Here is a 23,582-nt window from a genome sequence, read left to right as displayed (position 1 = left end):
ACACTAAGTCTTTATGACATGTAAAGCAAAAAAAATAAGTTGCACTTGTATCATTTAATGATACAATCATAGTATGATATATCATTAAACGGTATATAAAGGAGGGATTTAGTTGCCCAGAAAAGACTCGCTTGAGAGCGGAACGCTGACGGATGCAGCTTTTTATATTCTGCTTTCTCTGCAGACAGATCAGCACGGGTATCTCATTATGCAGCAGGTAGAGAAGTGGACCGGCGGAGAAATGAAGATTGGACCGGCATCGTTATATACAACATTAAAAAAGCTCACAGATGCCGAAGTGATCGAAACAGCCGGCGGCAGCGGAAAGCGAAAAGCTTACCGTATTACTGCAAAAGGGCAGACGATGCTCGAAGAGGAAATAGAAAGGCGCCGCCGCATGGTTCAGCTGGCGGAGGATGTTCTGACGAAACGAGAGGAGCGCGCAGAATGAAGCATAAGTATGTGATGAATCGAGGGTTAGCATTTTCTGAAGAAAAGGATTTACGAAAACTGTCGGATTTAGCTGCGGCAGGCTGGAAATTTGAAGGATTCGCCATGTTCGGCTTTTTTTACAGACTGCGTCAGGCAGAACCGGAAGCTGTGCAGTACAGCATTCATCATGAACAGCAGCCGGATTCGTCCTATTGGACCTTATTTGCTGAATCAGGCTGGAGGCACGTCGTTTCTACGGGAGATATGCACGTATTTGAAGCAGCGCCGGAAGCCGTGCCGATGTACACGGACGTGTCCACCATCCACGAGAATTATTTGTCACTGCAGCAGCAGTTTGGGCGCTGGTCGCTCTGGACGCTGCTGCCACTGATCCTTCTGATGGTTCTGACAAACGTGACACAGTCAGTCTGGCTCACACCGATCCTGACTGTCTTGCTCATCATGAGCGTCACAGCTTTCGTTTTCTCGTTTATGCCGTACCTTGCCTATTTACGGAAAACAAAAAAGCTCAGCAGAGAGCTTTAACCAATAGAAAGAGACCGCTTCGGTTAAAGCGGTCTCTTTCTATCATGTGATGACACGTTTCGTTGAGCAGTAGTCTTTCATGTGCCGGGCCCGTTCCAGATCGACGAGCTCAATGCCGTTGCCGGCGCTTGGTGCATGCAGCATTTGATTGCCGCCGTAATAAAAGCCGACGTGATACACGTTTCCTGTACCTCCATCCTTCGCAAAAAAGAGCAGGTCGCCCGGCTGTTTATCCCGGAACGCTACGGCTTCTCCTTCTTTTTCCTGATCGGAGGCGTCACGGGAAACGTCAATGCCCCAGGCGCGCAGGACTGTGTAAACGAGACCGGAACAGTCGAAGCCAAATCCGCTCATTCCGCCCCACAGATAGGGAAGTTCCAGAAAAGGGAGGCCGCTGCGTACAATTTCCTCACCGTTACCAGTTGCTTCAGCAGGGCCTGCTGCCTTTACAGGGAGCTCCAGCTCTCCGTGCGGTGTGTCTACCAGAATCGCTGAATCAGAGGAACCAGTTTGATGAAAGCGTGTCTGCCAGCTGACTTCCATAAAGGCTTCGCCGTCTTTATACAGCCAGGCAGTAGCGGTTGATACAGCTGTGTCGCGGTCGCTTACGTCATGCGCCTGCTGGAGCTGCCGGAGCGGAATCCAGCCCGGGTAGCCCTGCTCCGCTTTACGCGAGGGCTGATGCGGAACGTACACCTTCGCCCATTCCCCTTGTACTTCCTCCACTTCGACCTTGTCGTTGTAAAGCACCTGCGTCTGAATAATATTGTCTTTTGTCAGCTCCTCCCGCGCTTCTTTAGTCGACAGGCCTTTCAGCCAGCCTCGCACGTTCAGCGGCTCCTCAAGCGCTTGTTCGTCCACGTCCCGCGGTTTATCCGGACTTGTCCAGACCGTCGCCACCGGAACGATCACTCGATACGTCATGCGTTTGGCACTCCTTTCTCTGCCGGCACCGGATGGATTCCGAGTCCCGGTTCTTGCTGAAGGTGCATGGCCGCTCCTTCATAGCGAAGGCCGCCGGTCCACTTATCTTCTTTCATTAACAGCGGTGCATCAAAGTCATAATGGGTGATGGCACGGCTCGAGCCTGCGAAATGGGCGGCTGCTGAAATGCCCAGGCGTGATTCGATCATACTGCCGACCATACACGGAACGCGGTAGGCGTCTGCCAGCGTACAAATTTTTTGGGCCATGTAGATGCCGCCTGCTTTCATCAGCTTGATGTTGATCATATCGGCACATCGTCCCTCGAGCACGCGGCGCGCGTCTTCTAAAGAAAACACGCTCTCATCTGCCATAACCGGGATCGATACAGCATCTGTCACCTGCTTCAATCCGTTCAGGTCCTCCCGGTGGACCGGCTGCTCGATCAGCTCGACAGGAAGTCCTCTCTCGCTCATTTCCTGAATCGCTTCGATCGCTTCCTTCGGCTTCCAGCCTTGATTGGCGTCCAGCCTAAGCAGCACTCCTTCTCCCGCTGCATCTGCCACCGCCTGCACGCGTTGCAAATCTTTCTCGATCGTGTCCGTACCGACTTTTAATTTCAGAATGCGAAAGCCGGATCGGCGAAATAACGCGGCATCTTCTGCCATTTCAGCCGGCTCGTTGACGCTGACTGTATAATCAGTTTCCAGCTCATTTGTCCAGCCTCCAAGATATTGATAAAGCGGGAGTCCACTCTTTCTTGCCAACACGTCATGAATAGCCATATCCACAGCGGCCTTCGCGCTCGTATTGCCGATAATGGAGCGGTGCAGCTGTTGAAAAACAGACTCTTTGTCATGTAAGTGAAGTCCTTGAAGTGCAGGGCCGATCACAGTCGTTACTGCGGCTTCAATGCTTTCTAGCGTTTCACCGGTAATCGCTGCGGTTGGAGGAGCTTCTCCCACGCCGGTCAGCCCCGTGTCGGTTTCCAGGCGGATCAAAACCGCTTCCGCTTCATGAAGCGTGCGGAGGGCCGTTTTAAATGGTTTCTTTAATGGATTTTTGAGCCTGGAAGTAGTAATAGATGTAATATACAAGCGGTTACTCCTCCTGTTCGTTCAGCTGTTTTGTCATAACAATGTGCGGAATCCCGTCTTCCATAAACACATCCGACACCGTTTCATAGCCAAGTTTTTGATAAAAGCCTTCTGCGTGCGTCTGTCCGTGAAGCTTGACCGCTTCAAGGCCCTTGGCGGCTGCTTCCCGCTCCAGTGCCCCTATAACCGCCTGACCGATTCCGCGGCCGCGGTAATGCGGCAGCATGCAGATCCGCTCCAGTTTCCCGTATGTATCAGAGCGTCTCATTCTACCGGTCCCTGCCGCCTCCCCATCTGCCTCTGCCAAAACATGGACACAGTCTGCTGTAAGGGTATCGTTCTCATCAAATTCATCTTCAGGCGGCACCTGCTGCTCATCGATAAAGACACTTCGCCGAATGGAAAATGCCTGTTCAAGGTCCTGCTGTGACTGAATGACATTTACCTTTATGCCTTCAATACTGGTCATCTGCCCACCTCCTGTTTGAAATACCGTCCGATTTTTTCGACTTCAAGCATCGTCCTCTCGATTCCTGCTTCTGAATACATCCAGTTTAACGCGGTTACACCGCCCCTGTCCGGAACGGAAACGATGAAACATTCCGTATCGGCCGGGAAACGCGCCTGAAACGTGAGCAGCACCCGCCTCGCGTGACTCGCCTTCGCCGGAATTAACAGCCTTCTATAAGGTATGCCCTTCTCGTCGGCTGCCTCTTTTGCAAATACTGCATTTTCAAACGTATTCAGCGCTTTATCTTCTTTGATAAGGGCGTCATCGGGTACGCCAAGCTGCCGTAACTCCCTTGATAAAAACGACCACTCGCTCTCTTGCATGTGCGCCGGCTGTCCGCCAGTGACCAGAATCCGCGCTGCAAACCCGTTATGATACAGCTCGGCTGCTTTCCGAGCGAGCGGCAGGTGATCCGAACCGGGTATCACGATCATGTCAGCCTCTTCTGGCGGATGATCTGCGTATATAAAATCCGTGATGCAATCGTATGGATTCATCTGCTTCCTTCCTTTCACTCGTTAACACTTCTGCACGTTCACTGCTATTCCTGCTCGAATAAGAGAAGGTTCTTGTGTTTTCGTATTACGGGAGGATGAGAAAGTTTCCGGCAAACGCACTCATAGTCAGGAAGCTCGTTCTTTCACGTTGCTTTACGATCTGTTTTCGCTTTTCCTTTCAAACCACTTAGAAAATTAAAACGGAACGCTTAGAGCGATTCTGCTCATCAGCGCTCTCATCCGCCAGTCACCAATAAAACAATGTAAAGCCATGCAGCACTCTGTGAGAACAACTGCGTTACGGTTGTTTATTTTACAGTAAATCCCTTTTACTTGCCAAACTTGGTTGTTTATTCAGCGGTGTCTTTTAATCACAGGGCTCATTTTTATAAAGGAAGCTACTTACCTCCGCTTCAACAAAGATACTATTAATATCCTTTTGACCTATGATTAAATTCGCATGAAGAAGGGTATATACGGTAGTTAGAACATGCCTATACAACGTCAGATGATAAAGGAGGTTTTGTTGTTGCAGCAGGAAGAAGAACAAAAAGAAAAATACCAGGATAGTCAGGAAGAGGAGAAAACATCTGAAGAACGTGAAGAGGAAGAAGAGGAATCGATGCCGGACAGCGAATCGGACGATGCTTCTAAAGAGGAGCTTATCGTTGGCATTGTACCGGCTCCGGAAGCGGCTTCTGACTTATCCAATAAGCTTTCCAACGATTTATCCAACCTGCTTCAGGATTACGTGGACGATGCGTACACATGGAAGGTGGAAGTCGTCGTCGATTCCTACGTCGGCATTGAAGAAGACGCTGATAAAACGATGCAGCATGCCCAGCGGATCGCCGACCAAAAGGAGTGGGATTACACGGTCGCCATCACGGACATTCCGCTGTTTAAAGATAACGAATTTCTCGTTGCAGAGGTTGACGATTCCGAAGCGATCGCTCAAATTTCCTTTCCGGCTCTCGGCATTGCACCGCTATATAAGCGAGTACGATCCTCTACGCTGCAGCTGATCAGTGAGATGCATCATGGAACGTCGGAAACCGTCCGGGACAATGAGCAAAAGCGGATTGACGGCCTCTCCAAAGCGAAGCGCAAGGAGCTGCACAGCCTCAATTCCCGGGAGCTGATCAAACGCGGACCGCAAAAAAAACTGCTGCCGATCAGCCGCGTCGTCACTGAAGATAACGAGGATACTGCTGTGCGCTATTGCGCGCGCCCAAAAGGAAACGGCTATTTCAGAGTCACGACCGGCATGGTGCGTGCCAACCACCCGTGGCAGGTGATCAGTACGTTTAAAAGCGTCGTGGCTATCGCATTTGCGACCGGGGCCTACGCCCTCATCTTTCCGACCGTCTGGATGCTCGCCGATCATTATACCTTAACGAGAGCCATCACGCTGATGGTGATTTCGTACTGCGCGATGACCTCTTGGATCATTCTCGCCCACGGCCTCTGGGAGAAGAAGAGCGACTCTCCGGATAAACGGTCGCTCATAAAGCTTCATAACTATTCAACCCTGTTCACGATCGGGCTGGGCGTCGCTGTCTATTACTTTATCCTGCTCGCCTGTTTTCTGATTGCGGTCTTTCTCTTCATTCCGCCCGATCTGCTGGAATCAGAAGATGGCATCGGCCGGGAAGCCGGCTTTGGGTACTACGTTTATCTGTCCTGGCTCGTGACGAGTCTCGCAACAGTGATCGGTGCAATCGGGGCTGGACTCGAGGACGAAGAAACGGTGCTGAAAGGCACGTACGGCTACCGACAGCGAAAACGCAAGGAATATCTGCAGGAGCAGGAAAAAGAGCAAGAGAAAAAAGAAGAAGACTAAAAACAGGCGCCTGTGACCACACTCATCACGGGCGCCTGTTTTCTATGCTTTAAACTGTTCGATCTGCTGCTTCAGCTTTTCGCTCGCCTGCTGCAGATCCTCAGCTGAAAACGCGACCGTTTTCAGCGCCTGAAGCTGCTCTTCGGCCGAAGCGCTCACTTCTTCAGAAGCAGCTGCACTCTCTTCCACGACCGACGCGATGTGGGAAATCGCACCGACGACCTCTTCTTTATTCCGTTCAATCCCAGTGATACCATCGTTCATCTGCGCAACGAGCATGCTCATCTGCTCATTGCGTTCGGCGATGGTCGCAAAGGAGGCGACAGTCGTCTCCGTGATCGCAAACTGCTCCCCCGAAAGCGCACGGACGCTGCCCATTTCGCCAGCGGCGGTCTTTGTCTGTTCCTGAATGTCCTCCATCGATCGCCGGATATGGCCTGTAGCACTGGACGTTTCTTCAGCAAGCTTTCGTACTTCCTCTGCCACGACGGCGAAGCCGCGACCGTGCTCTCCAGCTCTTGCCGCTTCAATCGATGCATTTAAAGCAAGCAGGTTCGTCTGTTCGGAAATGGAAGTGATTGTATTGACGATCGAGGAGATCTCCCCCATACGGCTGCTCAGCTCCCGCACCGTATCTTCTACGCGGCTGATCATCGCATCCGTCTGCTTTGCCTTCTGCTGCAGCTCGTTCGTCTGGCCGCTGCCTGCTTCATTCGTCTCCTGCACCTCTCTCGCCTGCCGGTTTAACGAGGCAGTGATCGATGCAAGGGCCGTCAGCTGACCAGATAAGTCCGTTGTTTTTTGTGAGGACTGCTCGGCAGAGGCTGCCGCGTTTGTCGCTCCATCTGCGACATCCTGAATCGCCCGGGAAATCTCTTCACTGGATGCCATCGTTTCCTCTGAGACAGCACTGAGCTGTTCCACCGCATCTGCTGAGGTGTTCACCGACTGCTTGACTGATTCGACGAGCGAGCGTAAGTTTGCGACCATGACGTTAAAGCTCTTTGTCAGCTCACCGGTTTCGTCACGCGATGCAACCGTCAGCTGGCGGGACAAATCGCCCTCTGCGACGTGTTTTACTTCCTCATTCAAAGCCCGGATCGGTTTTGTGATACGCCCTGCAAGCACAGCCATCGCCGCGCCTGTGAGCAGAAGCAGGACACCCGCTGTAACCGCGATGTTTCGCAGCAGCGCATTCAGCCCGGCATAGACTTCTGCTTCCGGCAAAACAAGTCCGAGTGTCCAGCCGGTAGCATCGAGCGGCACGTGCGATACGACGGCATCTCCATTCGCAAACGTGACGGATTGTGTCCCGCTGTCACCAAACTGATCGCTCAAGGACGCAAGCGCGGGATCGTTCTCCAGCGTATCGGCATTCGGATGGGCGAGGAACGTGCCGGTTCCATCTATGAGAAACGCCCAGCCGCTCTCGCCGACTTCCAATGTTTCTGCCATCTGCTGAATGTTAGCCGCATCCATGTCACTCGAGATAACACCTTCCAGCTGACCGGTTCCGCTGTAAAACGGCGTGCTCGTCGTCACGAGAACCGTGTCGAGCGCCTCATCGTAATACGGCTCTGTCCAAGCCGCTTCCCCTGCTGCAACGCCTGCTTCATACCAGTCGTGGGACGGATAGTCGTAGTCAGCGGTCTCATATTCATCCGTAAACACGACATTGTCTCCGTCTTCGTAGCTGTAAGGACCGAAATACTCCGTATCTGCGTCATAGGCGAAAGGCTCAAACCAGACGCCGATGCCGAATGTAGCATCGTTCAGCTGCACGAGACGTTCCTGTAAAGCTGCGTAATCTGCCTGACTGAACGCTGAACCTTCTGTCCCGGCGACTTCCGCGAGCGTTTCACCGATGCGCTGATGCTCGGCAAGTTCACGGTTCATTCCCTGTGCCGTTTCTCCCGCCTGCCGCGCAAGTCTTTCCTCGATCTGATCCTCTATTTCACCTTTAGCAAAGCTGTAGCTAAGCCCTGTGATCAACAGGACGACAACCACCATGATTGGGATAAAGCTGAGCAGCTTTGTGCGTATGGATAGCTTCATATACTTCTTCCTCTCTTCCAATAGTCTCTCTTTATATCGGAAGGGAGAACAGAAACTTCACATATTTACATCTATTTTCATAGTATATTTTAACTATTTATCCATAAAAAAGAGAAGGCGCCAAGGCCTTCTCTTTACGAAACGATTATTTTACTGTGCCAGCATCTGCCGGGTGAACCCCGTGCTGATAGTAATCCATTTCAATTGGATCAAGCGGCTTCTTGCCCTGGATGAGATCTGCAGCTTTTTCAGCCAGCATAAGAACAGGTGCGTGAATGTTGCCGTTTGTCACATATGGCATCGCAGACGCATCTGCTACGCGGACGTTTTCCAGACCGTGCACACGCATGGACTCTGGGTCCACAACGGCCATCGGGTCAGACTCCGGCCCCATCTTCGCTGTGCAGGAAGGGTGCAAGGCTGTTTCTGCATCTTCCCGTACCCAGTCGAGGATTTCTTCTTCAGTCTGAACAGAAGGTCCAGGCGAAATTTCACCGCCGTTGTACTTTTTCATGGCCGGCTGGGACATAATGTGGCGCGTGATGCGGATCGCTTCTACCCACTCACGGCGATCCTGGTCAGTCGACAGGTAGTTATATACCATACTTGGATGCTCTTTTGGATCCTTGGAACGAATCTTAAGCGATCCGCGTGCATCGGAATACATTGGTCCGATGTGTACTTGGAAGCCGTGCTTTGTCTTCGCCTTCTCCCCGTCGTAGCGAACCGCTACCGGCAGGAAGTGGAACATCAGGTTCGGATAGTCCACGAGATCGTTGGAGCGGACAAACCCGCCGCCTTCAAAGTGGTTCGTTGCCGCCGGACCTTTACGGCCGAGCATCCACTGCAGACCAATGAACGGCATTTTCAGCTTGTTCAGGTTCGGCTGCTCAGATACCGGTTCCGGGCACGTGTGCTGCACATACACTTCGAGGTGGTCCTGCAGGTTTTCACCGACGCCCGGCAGATCGATTACCGGCTTGATGCCTAATGAGCGCAGGTGCTCAGCGTTACCGACACCGGACAGCTGAAGCAGCTGCGGCGTATTGATCGCACCGCCTGCAAGCACGACTTCCCCTGCTTCGACCTGATGAATTTTACCGTTGCGCTTATACGTGAGTCCTTTTGCACGCTTGCCCTCAAAATCAATGCTTTGAACGAAGGCGCGCGTCATGACCGTCAGGTTCTCACGGTCCATCACAGGATGGAGATACGCACGTGATGCGGACATGCGCTGTCCTTTGTAAACGTGCTTATCAAACGGTCCGAAGCCTTCCTGACGGAAGCCGTTCACGTCAGCCGTTTTGTTGTACCCTGCTTCCACACCTGCATTAAAGAAGGCCTGGAACAGCGGGTTCGTTGCCGGTCCTCGCTCCAGCTTGATCGGACCGTCATGGCCGCGCATCTCATCATCTTTTGGAGAAGCGAGCGCATTCTCCAGACGCTTAAAGTAAGGCAGCACGTGAGCGAAGTTCCACGTATCCATGCCTTCATCTGCGCCCCAGCGCTCATAGTCCTTCGGGTTGCCCCGCTGATAGATCATTCCGTTAATCGAACTTGATCCGCCTAGTACTTTTCCGCGAGCGTGCTTGATGCGGCGTCCGTTCATGTGCGGCTCCGGCTCTGATTCGTATTTCCAGTCGTACAGGCTCTTTCCTGCCGGGAAAGGCAGAGCCGCCGGCATTTGAATCAGCAGATCCCAGTTATAGTCGCTTCGTCCCGCTTCCAGTACGAGAACACTTTTCTTTCCATCTTCACTGAGACGGTTGCCGAGTACAGATCCGGCACTTCCGCCCCCTACAATGACATAATCGTAACGTTCACTCATGATCGATTCCTCCTTGATGTTCCAGTCTGTGTGCCTAAGCGGCTGTAATTAAAACCAGTGAAGCGGCTCCGGCTTCAGGTTTTGGAAAATATGCTTTGTTTCCGTATATTCTTCAATTCCGAGTCTTCCGAGTTCGCGGCCAATGCCGGACTGCTTGTAGCCGCCCCACGGCGCGTGCGGGAAGTACAGATTAAATTCATTGATCCAGACGGTGCCCATGCGCATCTTAGCCGCACAGCGCTCTGCCTTCACCGTATCCTGTGTGAATACACCGCCGGCGAGTCCATAAATGGAATCATTCGCAAGCTTCACGGCTTCCTGCTCGGTCGTAAATGTTTCGACCGTGATGATCGGGCCGAACGCTTCCTCCTGCACGATGTCCATATCGGTCGTGCAGCCGGTGAAAATCGTCGGCAGGTAGAAGAAGCCGTTTTGAAGCTCCGGATCTTCCGGGCGTCCGCCGCCGACAGCGATCGTAGCGCCTTCTTTGATGCCGGTTTCGACATACTTCTCTACCTTCGCCAGATGCTCCGCCGAAATCAGCGGCCCCATCTGCGTTTCTTCATCAAAACCGCTGCCAATACGGAATTTTTTCACGCGTTCAACAAGCGCTTCAACGAACCGGTCGTGAATGCTTTCTTCTACAATCAGCCGCGTACCAGCTGAGCAGATTTGGCCGGCATGGAAAAAGACACCGTTTAACGCCTGATCCACTGCCAAGTCAAAGTCAGCATCCGCGAAAATCACGTTCGGGTTTTTACCTCCAAGCTCCAGCGCCAGCTTCTTCACGTTGCCGCTCGCTGCCTGCATGATTTTCTTACCCGTTTCAATTCCGCCGGTAAAGGAAATCAAATCAACATCGTTGCTTGTGGAAAGCTCGTTTCCGACAGTGGCGCCTGCACCTAAGACGAGGTTTGCGACGCCTTTTGGTACGCCGGCTTCTTCCATGAGCGCAAACGTCTTGATCGTTGTGAGCGGTGTAATCTCACTAGGCTTCATGATGAGCGTGTTGCCTGTTGCAAGTGCCGGCGCCAGCTTCCAGGACGCCTGCAGCAGAGGATAGTTCCACGGTGTAATCTGACCGCAGACACCGACCGGCTCGTGAACGACCTTGCTGACAGAGTTCGGCACCGGAGAATCAATCAGCTCTCCGCCGTTCTTATCCGCAAGCTCTGCGTAGTAGCGGAACACGCCGGCGATATCGTCCATGTCGCCGCGGCTCTCGTCCATTGTTTTGCCGGTATCAAGGGATTCGAGGTAAGCAAGCTCCTCTTTGTCCCGCTCGATCAGCTCCGCGATACGTCGCACGATCGCTCCGCGCTCCGTCGCCGGTGTCTCCGGCCATTCCCCGTTATCAAACGCTTCACGTGCTGCGGCAATCGCCTCTTTCGTGTCTGTTTCATCTGCTTCCGGGACCGTTGCAATCACTTCCTGATTGAACGGATTGATGATGTCGCGCGTCTCGCCGGACTTTGCGTCCACCCATTCCCCATTAATGTAATTTTTCAGTGTTAGATTGACATCCATTATGATCAACTCCAGTTCTTGAAGTGAATTAAGTTTGTTAAGAATTTATTTAACGTTTTTAACGATAACACGAGAACCCTGCCTTGTCAAAAGAAATCTGGACGTTTTTGAATAGGAGAGGAATAAAAAAGACCTTATCCTGGTGGATAACGTCTGAGAGTGTCGACAAAGTCAGTTTAAGTGAATCACGTCGCATCTGCCTGTATCTGCGGGCACTCGCTTTCGGAGGGAACTGGCTCGGCTTTCGCCTCGATCTGATCCTCCTGAGAAGCCGGTCCTCGCCTCGAAAAGAATGAGCGAGCCTTCCCTTCCTTAAAACATCAAGGAGCTGCATAAAGGTAAGTTCTCGCCAAGCTGAAAATAGAAGGGATCCATTTATCGAACATGCTTATTTATTTGTAAAGTCGGTGCTGTTTACAGTCTATTTTATAGCTTTCAGTGACAACAACTGTATTGACGCTTCACGGTAAATAAGATGGCATAGGTGGTTTCATTTATTAGCCTTCATCAGTTTGTCAGATTTATCCTTTACGCTTCAGGTTGGTATTGAATCTTGATTCAGTTCATTACCTCGTTTGTTTGCCTCCGGCTTCCTTCAACTTACAGCCCGCCCCGGACGCCTTGTTCGTTCGCGAAAGATTCCCATTATCAAGTCCGCAATATCCTTACACCTTCAAGCTGCCAGACGCTCCGGGCACAAGATTGCTTCATTGAACAGTCTCTCTGCAACTTCTTATTAGCGCTATGAATAGACGAGACACGCTCTTATCTGAACAGCCGCTACCAGCACACTTCTCTGATCTCGTAATCATCTGATGAATCCGTGTCTCCAGTGATGCAGGTAAAACATTCTTTTCCTGCGAATACACTGCCAAGCGCCCATATAGTGCTGCCACATGTGCTGCATGTTTCACCATTTTTCTTACTCTTGACCGCTTCTTGAAGCGCTTTTCTGATAGATTCAGGATTACTGTGCGGATTCGATTGGCTATGTTTCTTGATATACGATTCCATCGAGATAGGCTTCATTTGGTGATATACTCCTTTCTCTATCAGCAGTTGTTCTGCTTGATTGAACTGGTTACATTTCATTTAACATGGCGCTTCATACGGTCGGTCCAAGTTCTGAGAAGCTGATAATAGCGAGGGAGGTTTTGCTTAATTTTGAATGCCACCTCTTCGTTGTACGTATGAACCGTCAGATTACGGTCGTTTACCATTTCCAGTGCTTGAACAGCTTCTTCATCATTGAACAGATGAACCTCTCTGCTGCTGCGAATCACACCTTTAGGCGACCCGACGTCTATTCCTTCTACATCATATAAATATTGCTTTGCAGCTTTCCAAGTTGCTTCAAACGTAAATTCAAAACGTTGAATAGCAGCATCTCTTTCAATTTCACTAAGTGTATCCAGTAGCGCCAGCTGTTCGAAAGAGTTCAGTGCTTTTTCAGCTGATGCTAGTCGCTGATGTAATCTTTCCAAATAATTCCCTCCTTCTTCACGCGTTCTTTAAACACTGCATTAGTAGTATCCAAGTCAACAACGTCCACTTTATACGGAATAGCTGATTCTTCGATTTCGTCAAGTAAGCTGTTCCATACGGCAGGTGAAATGGGATCAACTGATTCCACGGCGATGTCAATGTCCGAACTATGCTTTTCCTGCTTACGAGCCCAGGAGCCGAATAAATAAACGCGCACATTTTCTCCGCTCAGTTGATTCTCTATAATAGAGCGGAGTAATGTCATCATCTCCTTCTTATTGGCAGCTTCCGTTCCCATACAATTCCACCCTCTTTTTTCACACAGTATAGCATATTAGCCTTTTATTACGATTAATTGGAATTTAATTGTAAAAATCATATTATACTCTAAACATTCTATGAAAATGGTAGATTTCATTAAGTTTATAGTATTTTATTCTAAAAACTCTCATTAGTAATTAGTTTTATCCAATAAGCATTTTTTATACTGAATTTATATAAGGTTTAAAAATTTTAAAATTTTATTTTTATTCTTAGCAGCAGAAATATTTATTGCTCCATCTTTCTGAACCCAAAATTGAATTATTCCTAATTTCCCCAAAGAACTTTCTACTTTGCTTACTCTATCTCTAATTCTAGGAATATCTGGATTAGCCATAGCTAAAATTAACTTTGAATCATTATCGTTTCCATATTCCATTAACTTACAAATTTGCATGTATGTATGAGTCTTTATTTAATTAGAGTCGAAGACTGTACTCTTATCGTGTTTGTTTGCTTGAGATCCTTTAGATTCGACATAAATTTTCCAGTCACCTTTCTCAGATTGTACATCAATTCCAGTTTGATTCCCATTAAGATATTTGATATTTGTAAAGCCCTTTCTTTCAAGGAAATTAGCAATGAAGACATTTATTTGGTCCTCGTTAATTATAAAAGGGTCTGGTTTTAAAAGTTTAGAATTTTGAATAGGCAATTGTACATCCAACTCCTTAATAAAATTACAAACATAGGTTAAATGTAATTATTTCGTTTATGAAAGGTAAATCTGGTGACTATGTAGTAAAACTTTTTTATATTATCAGTTGAGATATGCACGTTAAATATATATTTTTTAACAATAGAGCATTTTTGAAGTATACCTCTAATATAGACCAATCTCTAACTATGTAATCGTAATTTCGATTAGCAAAAAAAGACAGAAAGGAACGAATTCCTTTCTGCCTCTTGATATAAGGGGGGACTGGGCTTACATCATGCCGCCCATTCCACCCATGCCGCCCATGTCAGGCATGCCGCCACCGCCGGCGTTGTCCTCTTCAGGCAGTTCTGCTACGACTGCTTCTGTGGTGAGGAACATCGCGGATACGGATGCTGCGTTCTGAAGCGCAGAGCGTGTTACTTTTGTTGGGTCTACGATACCTTGCTCGACCATGTCGACGTACTCGCCAGTTGCAGCGTTGTAGCCGATGCCGACGCTTTCGCCTTTGAGGCGTTCTACGATGATAGAGCCTTCAAGGCCAGCGTTTTCAGCGATCTGACGAACTGGCTCTTCCAGTGCACGGTACACGATGTTGGCACCAGTTGCTTCGTCACCTTCGAGGTTGAGCGTCTTCAGTGCTGTCAGCACGTTTACGAGCGCTGTACCACCACCTGCAACGATGCCTTCTTCTACTGCTGCACGCGTAGAGTTGAGGGCGTCCTCGATGCGGAGCTTCTTCTCTTTCATTTCTGTTTCTGTAGCTGCACCGACTTTGACGACTGCTACGCCGCCTGCAAGCTTAGCAAGACGCTCCTGCAGCTTTTCGCGGTCGAAGTCAGATGTTGTTTCTTCGATCTGGGACTTGATCTGGTTGACACGGTCTGCAATCTTCGCAGAGTCGCCGGCACCTTCCACGATCGTCGTGTTGTCTTTTGTGACAACGACTTTAGATGCGCGGCCAAGCTGTGTAATCTGCGCAGACTTCAGGTCGAGACCGAGGTCTTCTGTGATCACTTCGCCGCCTGTGAGCGTCGCGATGTCATCGAGCATAGACTTACGGCGGTCACCGAAGCCAGGTGCTTTTACTGCTACTGCGTTGAACGTGCCGCGCAGCTTGTTCACAACGAGTGTTGCGAGCGCTTCGCCTTCTACGTCTTCTGCGATGATCAGGATTGGCTTGCTCTGCTGCACAACCTGCTCGAGCACAGGGAGTACTTCCTGGATGTTGCCGATTTTCTTATCTGTAATAAGGATGTACGGATCTTCCAGAACAGCCTCCATCTTGTCAGAGTCCGTTACCATGTAAGGAGATGCGTATCCGCGGTCGAACTGCATTCCTTCTACGACTTCAAGCTCTGTTGAGAAGCCTTTAGACTCTTCCACTGTGATAACGCCGTCGTTTCCAACACGCTCCATTGCTTCTGCAATCAGTTCACCGACAGTGTCATCTGCAGAAGAGATCGCAGCTACCTGGGAGATAGACTCACGGCCTTCGATCGGCTTGGAGATCTTTTTCAGCTCGTCAAGCGCTGCCTGAGTTGCTTTTTCAATTCCGCGGCGAATCACCATTGGGTTCGCACCGGAAGTAACGTTTTTCAAGCCTTCCTTGATCATAGCCTGTGCCAGAACGGTTGCTGTTGTTGTACCGTCACCAGCAATATCATTTGTTTTAGACGCTACTTCGGATACGAGCTGGGCGCCCATGTTCTCGAAGTTGTCTTCGAGTTCGATTTCCTTTGCGATTGTCACACCGTCGTTCGTGATAAGCGGGTTACCGAACTTTTTCTCGAGAACGACGTTACGTCCTTTTGGTCCAAGCGTTACTTTTACTGTATCTGCAAGACGGTCTACCCCGCGCATCATTGCGCGGCGCGCGTCTTCACTGTGCTTAATTTCTTTTGCCATGCTGAATCAACCTCCATATAAAAGATTTAGTGTTAACGGGAATTCCTTATTCGATGATCGCCAGTACGTCGCTTTCGCGAAGAATAAGAAGTTCGCGGCCTTCGTACTTCACTTCTGTTCCAGAATACTTAGAGAACAAAACTTTCTGGTCTTCTTTAATCTCAAGCGCCACGCGCTCTCCGCTTTCTGTGAGACGGCCTGTACCAACTGCTACGACCTTCCCTTCCTGCGGCTTTTCTTTTGCAGAGTCCGGCAGTACGATTCCGCTTGCCGTCTTTTCCTCCTGCTGTACGAGTTCAATTACGATACGATCTCCTAATGGCTTTAACAAGGAAAACACCCTCCTTTAATATTTGGGCATGCCAGGCATGCTTTTTCACATTTAAGTAATCTTATTAGCACTCGGTTTATTTGAGTGCTAACACAATTCCTATAATAATCAACCTCAGAAAAATTTGCAACCCTTTCGGATGATTTTTTTAGGCTTTGTAACCGCACACACCTTCCTACTATGCCCGTTCACAGAAACGTTAAAACGTGAGAAAAGCGGGGGCAACTTTCGTATGCTACAATGGATTTTAGACTTGTGACTTTACTACAGAAGGGGAGACATCCGTTTGAATAAACACTATTGGCTCATTCTTGTAGCCTTTATTCTCATGCAGCTTTCCCCGGTCGTCATTATGCCTGTGCTGATCGCACTTGGGTTTGACGGATCGATGGAACAGCTGTCCGGCCAGTCGATTTCGGTCGGATTTACAATTGGCTTCTTCATTATTGTCTGGCTCGCGCTCCGAGCGAAGCCGAACCCGAAGCTGCAGGAGGGCAAGGCGGACATTCCGCAGACAATTCTCTGGTCAATCGGCGGTATCTTCCTCGCGTTTTTCGCCCAGTATGCTGCGGCTTTAATTGAAACGTTTGCGTTTGGCATTGAGCCGGGCTCCGAGAATACCGACATGATTGTCGGCATGGCTAACGCCGCGCCGTTCGTCATCTTTGTGGTCGCTGTACTTGGCCCTGTTATTGAAGAAATTGTCTTTCGTATGGTGATCTTCGGTGCTTTGTATAAGCGCTTTGGCTTTTGGATCGCAGCGCTCGGAAGCGGATTTTTGTTTGCCGTGATCCATCTCGACTTTGAGCACCTGCTCGTCTACCTGGCAATGGGCGTTGTGTTTGCATGGCTCTATGTCAAGACGAAGCGCATTATCGTACCGATCATTGCGCACGTCGGGATCAACTCCTTCGTGATGCTCGTTCAGGTGATTTTTGGCGAACAGCTCCAGGATCTCATGGAGCAGATGGAGGAAATGGAGCAGTCGATTCAATTGATCGTTAGAGGCTGGCTGCTATGATCGGCTCCCTGCGCTTTAACGGGTATCTGTTCGTCTTTCTCGGTACCGTATTCGTGCTCATGGCGATTCAAAGCACGAACCGGACCGGAGGCATGGATGCACTGACCATTATTCTGATCGCGTTTGCCGCATTTGATTATGTCCTTGCGTTTAAATTTCTCGGCGCTTCTGCCAGAGAGCGGCGCGAGAACGGATCGAAATAGGAAGGAGCCAGCCGCATTGCCGGCTGGCTCTTTTGTCGTATATAGATGTATCTGTGACGGTGCTGTTTTTGCTCCATTACATTTATTCTTTATTCAAATGTCCCTTTTACAAGCACTTTTCTCTCCCGCATCATGATGCGTCCACGGGCAAGCACGGTTTCAGGCTCCCAGTCTTCATTCATCAGCAGCATATCTGCATCGCGTCCAACTTCGACCCGGCCTTTATCCTGCAGCTTCAGCACGCTGGCCGGATTTTCTGTAACGGTGCGGATGGCCTGCTCCGGCGCTACTCCTTCCGTAACTATCGCTTCTGTGAGCGCGCGCTGCAGGCTGCCGACATCGGCAACCGTAAGCCCGGTCAGTTCTCCTGCTGCGTTAAATTCCGGGAGGCTTCCCTGACCGTCTGACGTCATCGTGATCTTCCGGTCATCGGTGCCTGCCTCCAGCGCACGACGCAGCGCTTTCGGAGCGTTCACTTCCCCGTCATCCAGAAACTGCGGAATCGTGCTAGTCGTAAAGTCGATAACACCGCCTCGTTCAGCAAATGCAAGCCCTGCCTGAAACAGCTTTTCGGTTCGGTTCACGTGCGTCGGGCAGAAGCTCGTGATTGGCAGATCCGTTGAATCAACGACCGCAAGCAGTGGATCCAGCCTGCTTTCCCCGCCGCCAATATGCACGTTGACGATGCCTGCCTTACCAGACAGCATGCCGCCGATTCGGGCCTGTGAAGCTACTTTTGCAAGCTCGTCCGTCGTCGGCTGTGACGAGCGGTGGTCACTGATCGCGACTTCACCGACGCCGATAATGCGGTCGATCAGCATCATATCATCTTCAATTTTGCCGGTGATCGTTCTCACCGGCACGTGATAGTTCCCGACGTGGCAGTAACAGCTGATGCCTTCGGTTTCCAATGCCCGAGCCTTTGCGATCAGTTCCGGCATCGTTCTCGTTGCTCCATCTGTTCCGATGACACCGACGACTGTCGTGATCCCGGCTTTCACCGCGTCAGAAAGCTTCAGCTCTGGCGTGCGCGTATGATACCCGCCTTCTCCGCCGCCGCCTATAATATGCACATGGCTGTCAATCAGCCCTGGAATAAGCAACTGTCCTTCTGCTTCGATGACGACCGTCTCCCCTGCCGACGGCGCTTCCAGTGAATCGGCGATTGCGGCAATTTTCCCACCCGCAATCAACACGTCTTTTTCCCCGAGCGGCTCCGGCGCGAACACGGAAGCCCCTTTAATAAGCGTGAACATGCAATCCCTCCGTAAGTGTTATGAAAAGTTGATGAAGACTGCGACGATGACAAAGACCAGCGCCAGTCCGAACATAAGCAGCTGGAATTTGAAAATAAAACGGAACCATGTTCCCCAGCCGATCCGTGCTGCACCGAGCGTTCCCATGAGTGCAGCGGACGTTGGCACGATCATGTTCGTCAGTCCGTCACCGAGCTGAAAGCCGAGGACAGCGACCTGACGCGTCACGCCAGCAATGTCAGCAAGCGGTGCAATAAGCGGCATCGTGAGCGCCGCCTGACCGGAGCCGGATACAACAAAGAAGTTGATGACGGACTGAAAGACGAGAATAAAGGAAGCAGACAGCACTTCCGGCATATCATCGACGAGTCCCCCCGCAGCGTACAGCACCGTGTTTAAGACAGATGCCGCAGCCGGATCGTCGCCGCCTAAGATGATGACGATCCCTTTTGCCATCCCGACGACGAGCGCTGCCGGCAGCAGCTGCTGCGCACCTTCGCCAAAGCTCTCCGCCACATCGTTGATCGTCATATCATTCAGCTTGAAAATGACGCCGATCGCACCTGCGACAAGCCCGATCGTGAAAAACTGCGTGGCAATTTCCGGAATATAATATGCGTCCCGTACGACACCCCAGATAATCCAGCCGATTCCGAGCGCAAGCGTAATCACGACGAGCGAATCTCCAACGGTAAACTTACCGTTAATATCCTGGACATTGTTATGCTTTTTAAAATAAGCATTTGCTTCCGGTGAATACGATTTGGCCGGGTCACGCCTTACTTTGGAAGCGTACCACATTGTATAGGCAATGCCGACACCGGTGAACACAGCCCACATGAGCATGCGAAACGGCGTTCCAGAAAGCACCGGCACGTCGGAAACTCCCTGGGCAATAGCGACACCAAACGGATTCATCCACGACGTAGCAAAACCGATCTGGGTTGCCACGTAAGTGATCATCACGCCGGTGATTGCATCGTAGCCGAGTGCAATGACAAGCGGCACGAGAATGATCGCAAACGCAATCGCTTCTTCTCCCATGCCGAACACGGCACCGCCCAGTGAGAAGAAGAAAAACATGACGGGAATCAGCAGCGCTTCTCTTCCTTTCGTCTTATCTATCACCGCTAAGATTCCCTGATCAATCGCCTTCGTCCGCATAATAATGCCAAAGGCACCGCCGATGATAAGAATAAAGGCGACGACTCCGACAGCCGAGCCCCATTTATCCCCGGAAACGAGTCCTTCGAACATGTAGTTTAAAAATCCGGCGCCGCCAAACGGCTCAAATAAGCTGACTCCTTCGCGGGCAGGCTCTCCTGCTTCATCGGTTTCGTACTCAAACGTATCCGGAATGAGCACGGTACGCGTGTCTTCCTGCCCGGCGTTGTCATATGTAACTTCCTCTGTTTCGAACATCCCCATCGGGATCAAGTACGTCATCAGTGCTGCCAGCACCACCACGCCAAAAATGATCACAAACGTATGAGGCATTTGAATACCTTTCTTCGGCATCTTTCCCACTCCTTTCAAGACTGCTGTTTATGAATTGCAAAATAGATGCCAACTTTTTTGCACAGCTTCCCTCAAACGCCAAAAAGAAGCGGCGCTGGCTAAATTGGAGCCGGCCTGACGAGGTTTAGGCAGCCATTGCTCTTTTTAAATTGAAATCGACTATGTTCTGCGGGAATCGTTGATCTAAGCTTGATAGTCCTTATATGTTTTTATGATAAAATGTAGAACAACATATAAAAAGGAGAATCTCTATGCTTGGATTAATTGCAGGAAGCAAGAAAACAGAGGATGCCCTCTTTTACCAGCTGCGCCAGCTGCTTGGCGATTTTTTACCGATCCGCTCCTGTGCGCTTGATGAAACACGAAAACCAGAGTGGCTTCACCAAGCTGAAGTGCTCGTCTTTTCCTCCGATTCCGTACGGCAGGAATGGGAGCATACGGTTTCATCTGCAGACATCCATTCCATTACAGGAATCCGCACGATCGATCCGGAGGCCATCAACGACCTGCTTCATATCGCTCCAGGGCGCGTCTTAATTGTAAACGATGATGCGCAATCCATTCGGGAAACAGCTGAATCGATGTTCCAGCTTGGATTGACCCATCTGACCCCTGTGCCGCTTGAAGCATCGAAACTGTATTACGATGGCATTTCTGTCGCCGTTACACCAGGCGAGCCGGAGAAATGTCCCCCATCTATATCTACGATTGCAGATATCGGCGTCCGTCCCTTCAGCATGAAAACACTGCTGGATATCGTCGATGCCTTTGAGCTTCCGCTTGCCTCTCAAGTGTCGGAGCGTTATCTCCAAACGATCGTTCGGCTGCAGCGGCGGCTTATCGAAGAAGAAGAGCAGACGTCCTCGCTCATGAGTCACTACCATGACCTGCTCGATCAGGTTGATGACGCTATTCTGGCCGTTGACACAGCAGGCTTGATCACTGCAGCAAACAAGCGTATGGCAGCCTTCTGCGGCATGCAGGAAACGACACTGCTCGGCCGCCGCGCTGCAGATATGCTCGTTTCTACACCTGTCGGGCCTTTTTTGACGAGCGATGACAGCCGCCAGACCGTGTCAGGAGAGGATGACGAATATGTGCTGTATAAAACGGACACCGGCTCCGGCACAATCATGACCATGAAAAGTGTGGAGACAGCCTTTGAGGTTGAGCAGACGGCAAAGCGCGCCAAGCAGGACGGTCTCCGGCCGCAGTATACGCTCGATGACATTATTGCACGCGACCCGGAGATGGTCCGGGCAAAAGAAGCAGCCAGGAAGATGGCCGCCTCGCTCCATCCGGTTCTGCTGCAAGGAGAAACCGGCGTCGGTAAAGAGCTGTTCGCTCATGCCGTGCATCATAACTCTCCTGTCTGGCAAGGTCCCTTTTTCGCGGTGAATGCCGGTGCCATGACAGAAAGCCTGCTGTTAAGCGAGCTGTTCGGCTATGAAGAGGGGACGTTTACCGGTGCGCAAAAAGGCGGCCGCCGCGGTCTGTTTGAGCTTGCCTCAGGCGGCACGCTTTTCTTGGATGAAATCGGGGATTTGAGCCCAAACGTGCAGGGACAGCTGCTGCGTGTGCTTCAAGAGGGCGAAATCCGCCGTGTCGGCGGAAGCCGCAATATTCCGGTTGATGTGCGAATTGTGACAGCAACGAACAAGGTGTTGGATGAAGAAGTTGAGCAGGGACGCTTTCGTGCTGATTTGTTCTATCGGCTACGCGTCCTCCCATTGACAATTCCGCCGCTGCGCGAGCGTACGCAGGATATTCCGCTTCTCGTGCAAGCGTTTTTGCCGGAGGGCAATGCTCTGTCGGAAGCTGCGCTGGAGGCGCTTACCTCCTACAGCTGGCCAGGCAATATCCGCGAGCTGAAAAGCTGTCTTGCTTACGCGGTGACGCTTGGCGGTGACGTTATTTCTACCGATGACCTGCCGGCCACGGTGTTTGCCCGTCCTGCAAGCAGCTTAACGCCGGATCACCTGATTATTCTGGATTTGCTTCGCGACGGTACACGGAAAAGCTTAAAACAGCTGGAGCAGGAGGCTGCCCCCCTCACCCTGCAACAAATCCGCCGCATCGTTGAACAGCTTGACCGCGAAGGACTGATTCAGAAAGGGCGCGGGCGGATCGGTTCCCAGATCACCCACGCCGGAATGGCCGTTTATTCTTGACGCTGCTGGCGCCTGTGTTCCTGCCCGAGCAGAATACCTGCCGGAATCGAAAGGAATCCGAGTACGGCAACGATCAGAAAGCCTTCGTTGATTGCCGTCAGGCTTGCCTGTTCAATCGTGCTGCCGTTTACGGCCATAATCTGACCGCGGCGCACTTCAAAATAGATGGAAACGAATACGATACCAAACGCTGAGCTCATTTGCCGGAATACGTTGTTCATAGCTGAACCGCGCGACACAAATTTTTCCGGAATCGCGTTCATACCGGCTGTTGTCGCCGGCATCTGTGCAAGCCCCATGCCGATTCCGCGAACCGCGTTCACCGCAATCACAATCCAGACCGCTGTTTCCAGCTGCATGAATCCGAGCACAGCCGTTCCAACAGCCATGATCGACAGTCCGGCGGTGACAGGAAGAGCCGGACCGATCTTATCAAGCATCCTCCCTCCGACCGTCATAAAGATGCCGGATAAAAGAGCTGCCGGCAAAAAGGCCAGACCGGTCATGACGGCACCTAGGCCGTAGACATTCTGAATGAGCAGCGGGATTAAAAAGATGCCGCTGAAGAGCATAATCGAACTGATCATCGCTACCACAACGCTGTAGGTGTACGCCCTTGCCTGAAACACGGACAGATCAAGCAGCGGCTGGGGACTTTTCAGCTCAATTCGCGTAAACAGAACAAGCAGAGCAAGCCCGACCGCCACGAGTGAGAGATTGACCGGATTATACAGCTGAGCCAGCTCATTCATACGCCCGAGCGCAAATAGAATCGCGCCGACGCCGGCCGTCACTGTTAGAAAGCCCGGCAGGTCGAAGCGGATATCATCCACCTTTTTCGTCTGCCGCAGATAGCGCCAGGAGAAGGCGAGACCTAATATCCCGGTTGGCAGGTTGCAGAGAAAGAGCCACTCCCACGTGCCAAATTCGATAATTATTCCGCCAAGCGTCGGTCCAATGGTCGGCGCCATCATGGCGGCTATGCCCCAGACGCCGGTCGCAAGCCCGCGCTCTCCCTTTGGGAACACTTCAAAAATAAGCGCGAGCGAGAGCGGCATCATAATGCCGCCCCCGACGCCTTGAAGCCCGCGGAAAAAGATGAGCGAGCTCAAGTCCCACGACATGGACCCAAGAACGGAGCCGGTTAAAAAAATTGCGAGCCCGACCATGAACAGCTGCTTTTTGCCGAATTTATCACCTAAATAGCCGGTGAGCGGCATCGTCATGCCCATGACGACCATAAAGATCGTAATCACCCAGCCTGTCGCGACGGCTCCGGAGTCGAACACCTGCATCAGGTGCGGGACAGCCGGATTCAACATACTGTTATTTAAAATGACTGTAAATGTACCGAGCAGCACTGATATGACGACGAGCCACTTTTGAGGTATACGTGCCATGATGTCACCTTCATTTTCTTTCGATTAACGAATCTTTTTCTATCCTATCA

The 23,582-nt window shown here is 50.9% G+C and carries 21 protein-coding genes; 6 read left to right on the top strand and 15 right to left on the bottom strand.

The features are described from left to right. Positions 1 to 112: 112 nt before the first annotated feature. Both ACFO4L_RS08260 and ACFO4L_RS08255 read left to right on the top strand, forming a co-directional pair. Positions 113 to 451, top strand: coding sequence for a PadR family transcriptional regulator (locus tag ACFO4L_RS08260; RefSeq protein WP_377909208.1), 339 nt, complete (start codon positions 113 to 115; stop codon positions 449 to 451). Beyond that, positions 448 to 978 carry a DUF2812 domain-containing protein gene (locus ACFO4L_RS08255; RefSeq protein WP_377909207.1) on the top strand — a complete coding sequence of 177 codons (531 nt, stop codon included), beginning with the start codon at positions 448 to 450 and terminating at the stop codon, positions 976 to 978. Before ACFO4L_RS08260 ends, ACFO4L_RS08255 begins: the two co-directional genes overlap by 4 nt. Positions 979 to 1,020: 42 nt before the next feature. Here ACFO4L_RS08255 and ACFO4L_RS08250 read toward each other — a convergent pair whose 3' ends face one another. The 4 genes from ACFO4L_RS08250 to ACFO4L_RS08235 are packed head-to-tail and all read right to left on the bottom strand — an operon-like array spanning position 1,021 to position 4,007. Further along, the gene (locus tag ACFO4L_RS08250; RefSeq protein WP_377909206.1) at positions 1,021 to 1,902 is read right to left on the bottom strand and encodes a C40 family peptidase; all 882 of its coding nucleotides are present in this window, start codon (positions 1,900 to 1,902) and stop codon (positions 1,021 to 1,023) included. Continuing rightward, positions 1,899 to 2,999 carry a dipeptide epimerase gene (locus ACFO4L_RS08245; protein ID WP_377909205.1) on the bottom strand — a complete coding sequence of 367 codons (1,101 nt, stop codon included), beginning with the start codon at positions 2,997 to 2,999 and terminating at the stop codon, positions 1,899 to 1,901. Before ACFO4L_RS08245 ends, ACFO4L_RS08250 begins: the two co-directional genes overlap by 4 nt. 4 nt (positions 3,000 to 3,003) lie before the next feature. After that, positions 3,004 to 3,450 carry a GNAT family N-acetyltransferase gene (locus ACFO4L_RS08240; RefSeq protein ID WP_377909315.1) on the bottom strand — a complete coding sequence of 149 codons (447 nt, stop codon included), beginning with the start codon at positions 3,448 to 3,450 and terminating at the stop codon, positions 3,004 to 3,006. Positions 3,451 to 3,464: 14 nt separating this feature from the next. Then, positions 3,465 to 4,007: a YdcF family protein gene (locus ACFO4L_RS08235; protein ID WP_377909204.1), complete on the bottom strand. Its 543-nt coding sequence runs from the start codon at positions 4,005 to 4,007 to the stop codon at positions 3,465 to 3,467. 529 nt (positions 4,008 to 4,536) lie between these two features. Here ACFO4L_RS08235 and ACFO4L_RS08230 point away from each other — a divergent pair. Then, a complete protein-coding gene (locus ACFO4L_RS08230) occupies positions 4,537 to 5,850 on the top strand; it encodes a hypothetical protein (RefSeq protein ID WP_377909203.1) in 1,314 nt (437 codons plus the stop codon). Between the two features lie 42 nt (positions 5,851 to 5,892). Here ACFO4L_RS08230 and ACFO4L_RS08225 read toward each other — a convergent pair whose 3' ends face one another. The 8 genes from ACFO4L_RS08225 to groES form a co-directional block, all read right to left on the bottom strand. Then, the gene (locus ACFO4L_RS08225) at positions 5,893 to 7,905 is read right to left on the bottom strand and encodes a methyl-accepting chemotaxis protein (protein ID WP_377909202.1); all 2,013 of its coding nucleotides are present in this window, start codon (positions 7,903 to 7,905) and stop codon (positions 5,893 to 5,895) included. A gap of 145 nt (positions 7,906 to 8,050) precedes the next feature. Further along, positions 8,051 to 9,733 (bottom strand): choline dehydrogenase, encoded by a 1,683-nt coding sequence (gene betA / locus ACFO4L_RS08220; protein ID WP_377909201.1) that lies wholly within the window; start codon positions 9,731 to 9,733, stop codon positions 8,051 to 8,053. A gap of 48 nt (positions 9,734 to 9,781) precedes the next feature. After that, entirely contained in the window at positions 9,782 to 11,260 is a 1,479-nt protein-coding gene (gene betB, locus ACFO4L_RS08215; protein WP_377909200.1) for a betaine-aldehyde dehydrogenase, read from the bottom strand. A gap of 1,088 nt (positions 11,261 to 12,348) precedes the next feature. Then, complete coding sequence (locus ACFO4L_RS08210; RefSeq protein WP_377909199.1) at positions 12,349 to 12,744, bottom strand: HI0074 family nucleotidyltransferase substrate-binding subunit; 396 nt, start codon at positions 12,742 to 12,744, stop codon at positions 12,349 to 12,351. Then, positions 12,720 to 13,043, bottom strand: coding sequence for a nucleotidyltransferase family protein (locus ACFO4L_RS08205; RefSeq protein ID WP_377909198.1), 324 nt, complete (start codon positions 13,041 to 13,043; stop codon positions 12,720 to 12,722). Before ACFO4L_RS08205 ends, ACFO4L_RS08210 begins: the two co-directional genes overlap by 25 nt. 195 nt (positions 13,044 to 13,238) lie before the next feature. Continuing rightward, positions 13,239 to 13,463 (bottom strand): hypothetical protein, encoded by a 225-nt coding sequence (locus tag ACFO4L_RS08200; protein WP_377909197.1) that lies wholly within the window; start codon positions 13,461 to 13,463, stop codon positions 13,239 to 13,241. A gap of 531 nt (positions 13,464 to 13,994) precedes the next feature. Continuing rightward, entirely contained in the window at positions 13,995 to 15,632 is a 1,638-nt protein-coding gene (gene groL, locus ACFO4L_RS08195; protein WP_377909196.1) for a chaperonin GroEL, read from the bottom strand. A 46-nt stretch (positions 15,633 to 15,678) separates the two neighbouring features. Further along, positions 15,679 to 15,963, bottom strand: coding sequence for a co-chaperone GroES (gene groES / locus ACFO4L_RS08190; protein ID WP_377909195.1), 285 nt, complete (start codon positions 15,961 to 15,963; stop codon positions 15,679 to 15,681). A gap of 286 nt (positions 15,964 to 16,249) precedes the next feature. On the opposite strand from groES, the gene ACFO4L_RS08185 reads away from it, so the two are divergent. Together ACFO4L_RS08185 and ACFO4L_RS08180 are read left to right on the top strand one after the other, a co-directional pair. Then, positions 16,250 to 16,984, top strand: a complete 735-nt coding sequence (locus tag ACFO4L_RS08185; RefSeq protein WP_377909194.1) for a CPBP family intramembrane glutamic endopeptidase — start codon at positions 16,250 to 16,252, stop codon at positions 16,982 to 16,984. Continuing rightward, complete coding sequence (locus ACFO4L_RS08180) at positions 16,981 to 17,187, top strand: DUF4305 domain-containing protein (RefSeq protein WP_168008395.1); 207 nt, start codon at positions 16,981 to 16,983, stop codon at positions 17,185 to 17,187. Before ACFO4L_RS08185 ends, ACFO4L_RS08180 begins: the two co-directional genes overlap by 4 nt. Positions 17,188 to 17,276: 89 nt before the next feature. Here the strand turns inward: ACFO4L_RS08180 and iadA are convergent, their stop codons facing one another. Continuing rightward, positions 17,277 to 18,443 carry a beta-aspartyl-peptidase gene (iadA, locus tag ACFO4L_RS08175; RefSeq protein ID WP_377909193.1) on the bottom strand — a complete coding sequence of 389 codons (1,167 nt, stop codon included), beginning with the start codon at positions 18,441 to 18,443 and terminating at the stop codon, positions 17,277 to 17,279. Between the two features lie 18 nt (positions 18,444 to 18,461). Beyond that, positions 18,462 to 19,961 carry a putative basic amino acid antiporter YfcC gene (gene yfcC, locus ACFO4L_RS08170; RefSeq protein ID WP_377909192.1) on the bottom strand — a complete coding sequence of 500 codons (1,500 nt, stop codon included), beginning with the start codon at positions 19,959 to 19,961 and terminating at the stop codon, positions 18,462 to 18,464. Positions 19,962 to 20,212: 251 nt separating this feature from the next. Between yfcC and ACFO4L_RS08165 the strand changes: the two genes are divergently transcribed. Next, on the top strand, positions 20,213 to 22,132 hold the full coding sequence (locus ACFO4L_RS08165) for a sigma-54 interaction domain-containing protein (RefSeq protein ID WP_377909191.1): 1,920 nt from the start codon (positions 20,213 to 20,215) through the stop codon (positions 22,130 to 22,132). Here ACFO4L_RS08165 and ACFO4L_RS08160 read toward each other — a convergent pair. Continuing rightward, a complete protein-coding gene (locus ACFO4L_RS08160) occupies positions 22,123 to 23,532 on the bottom strand; it encodes an MDR family MFS transporter (RefSeq protein WP_377909190.1) in 1,410 nt (469 codons plus the stop codon). The two genes, ACFO4L_RS08165 and ACFO4L_RS08160, sit on opposite strands and share 10 nt — an antisense overlap. Positions 23,533 to 23,582 lie beyond the last annotated feature (50 nt).

The organism is Bacillus daqingensis, assembly GCF_042654445.1.
In the GTDB taxonomy this organism is placed as follows: Bacteria; Bacillota; Bacilli; order Bacillales; family Salisediminibacteriaceae; genus Alkalicoccus; species Alkalicoccus luteus.
The sequence above is the reverse complement of the archived record's forward strand: the minus strand, read 5'-3'. Positions and strand labels throughout refer to the sequence as shown.

Bases quoted from the DNA above. Each gene is read 5' to 3' on its own strand.
- ACFO4L_RS08255 (WP_377909207.1), top strand. From the start codon at position 448: ATGAAGCATAAGTATGTGATGAATCGAGGGTTAGCATTTTCTGAAGAA.
- ACFO4L_RS08250 (WP_377909206.1), bottom strand. From the start codon at position 1,902: ATGACGTATCGAGTGATCGTTCCGGTGGCGACGGTCTGGACAAGTCCG.
- ACFO4L_RS08235 (WP_377909204.1), bottom strand. From the start codon at position 4,007: ATGAATCCATACGATTGCATCACGGATTTTATATACGCAGATCATCCG.
- ACFO4L_RS08225 (WP_377909202.1), bottom strand. From the start codon at position 7,905: ATGAAGCTATCCATACGCACAAAGCTGCTCAGCTTTATCCCAATCATG.
- betA (WP_377909201.1), bottom strand. From the start codon at position 9,733: ATGAGTGAACGTTACGATTATGTCATTGTAGGGGGCGGAAGTGCCGGA.
- betB (WP_377909200.1), bottom strand. From the start codon at position 11,260: ATGGATGTCAATCTAACACTGAAAAATTACATTAATGGGGAATGGGTG.
- ACFO4L_RS08205 (WP_377909198.1), bottom strand. From the start codon at position 13,043: ATGGGAACGGAAGCTGCCAATAAGAAGGAGATGATGACATTACTCCGC.
- ACFO4L_RS08200 (WP_377909197.1), bottom strand. From the start codon at position 13,463: ATGCAAATTTGTAAGTTAATGGAATATGGAAACGATAATGATTCAAAG.
- groL (WP_377909196.1), bottom strand. From the start codon at position 15,632: ATGGCAAAAGAAATTAAGCACAGTGAAGACGCGCGCCGCGCAATGATG.
- ACFO4L_RS08180 (WP_168008395.1), top strand. From the start codon at position 16,981: ATGATCGGCTCCCTGCGCTTTAACGGGTATCTGTTCGTCTTTCTCGGT.
- iadA (WP_377909193.1), bottom strand. From the start codon at position 18,443: ATGTTCACGCTTATTAAAGGGGCTTCCGTGTTCGCGCCGGAGCCGCTC.
- yfcC (WP_377909192.1), bottom strand. From the start codon at position 19,961: ATGCCGAAGAAAGGTATTCAAATGCCTCATACGTTTGTGATCATTTTT.
- ACFO4L_RS08165 (WP_377909191.1), top strand. From the start codon at position 20,213: ATGCTTGGATTAATTGCAGGAAGCAAGAAAACAGAGGATGCCCTCTTT.
- ACFO4L_RS08160 (WP_377909190.1), bottom strand. From the start codon at position 23,532: ATGGCACGTATACCTCAAAAGTGGCTCGTCGTCATATCAGTGCTGCTC.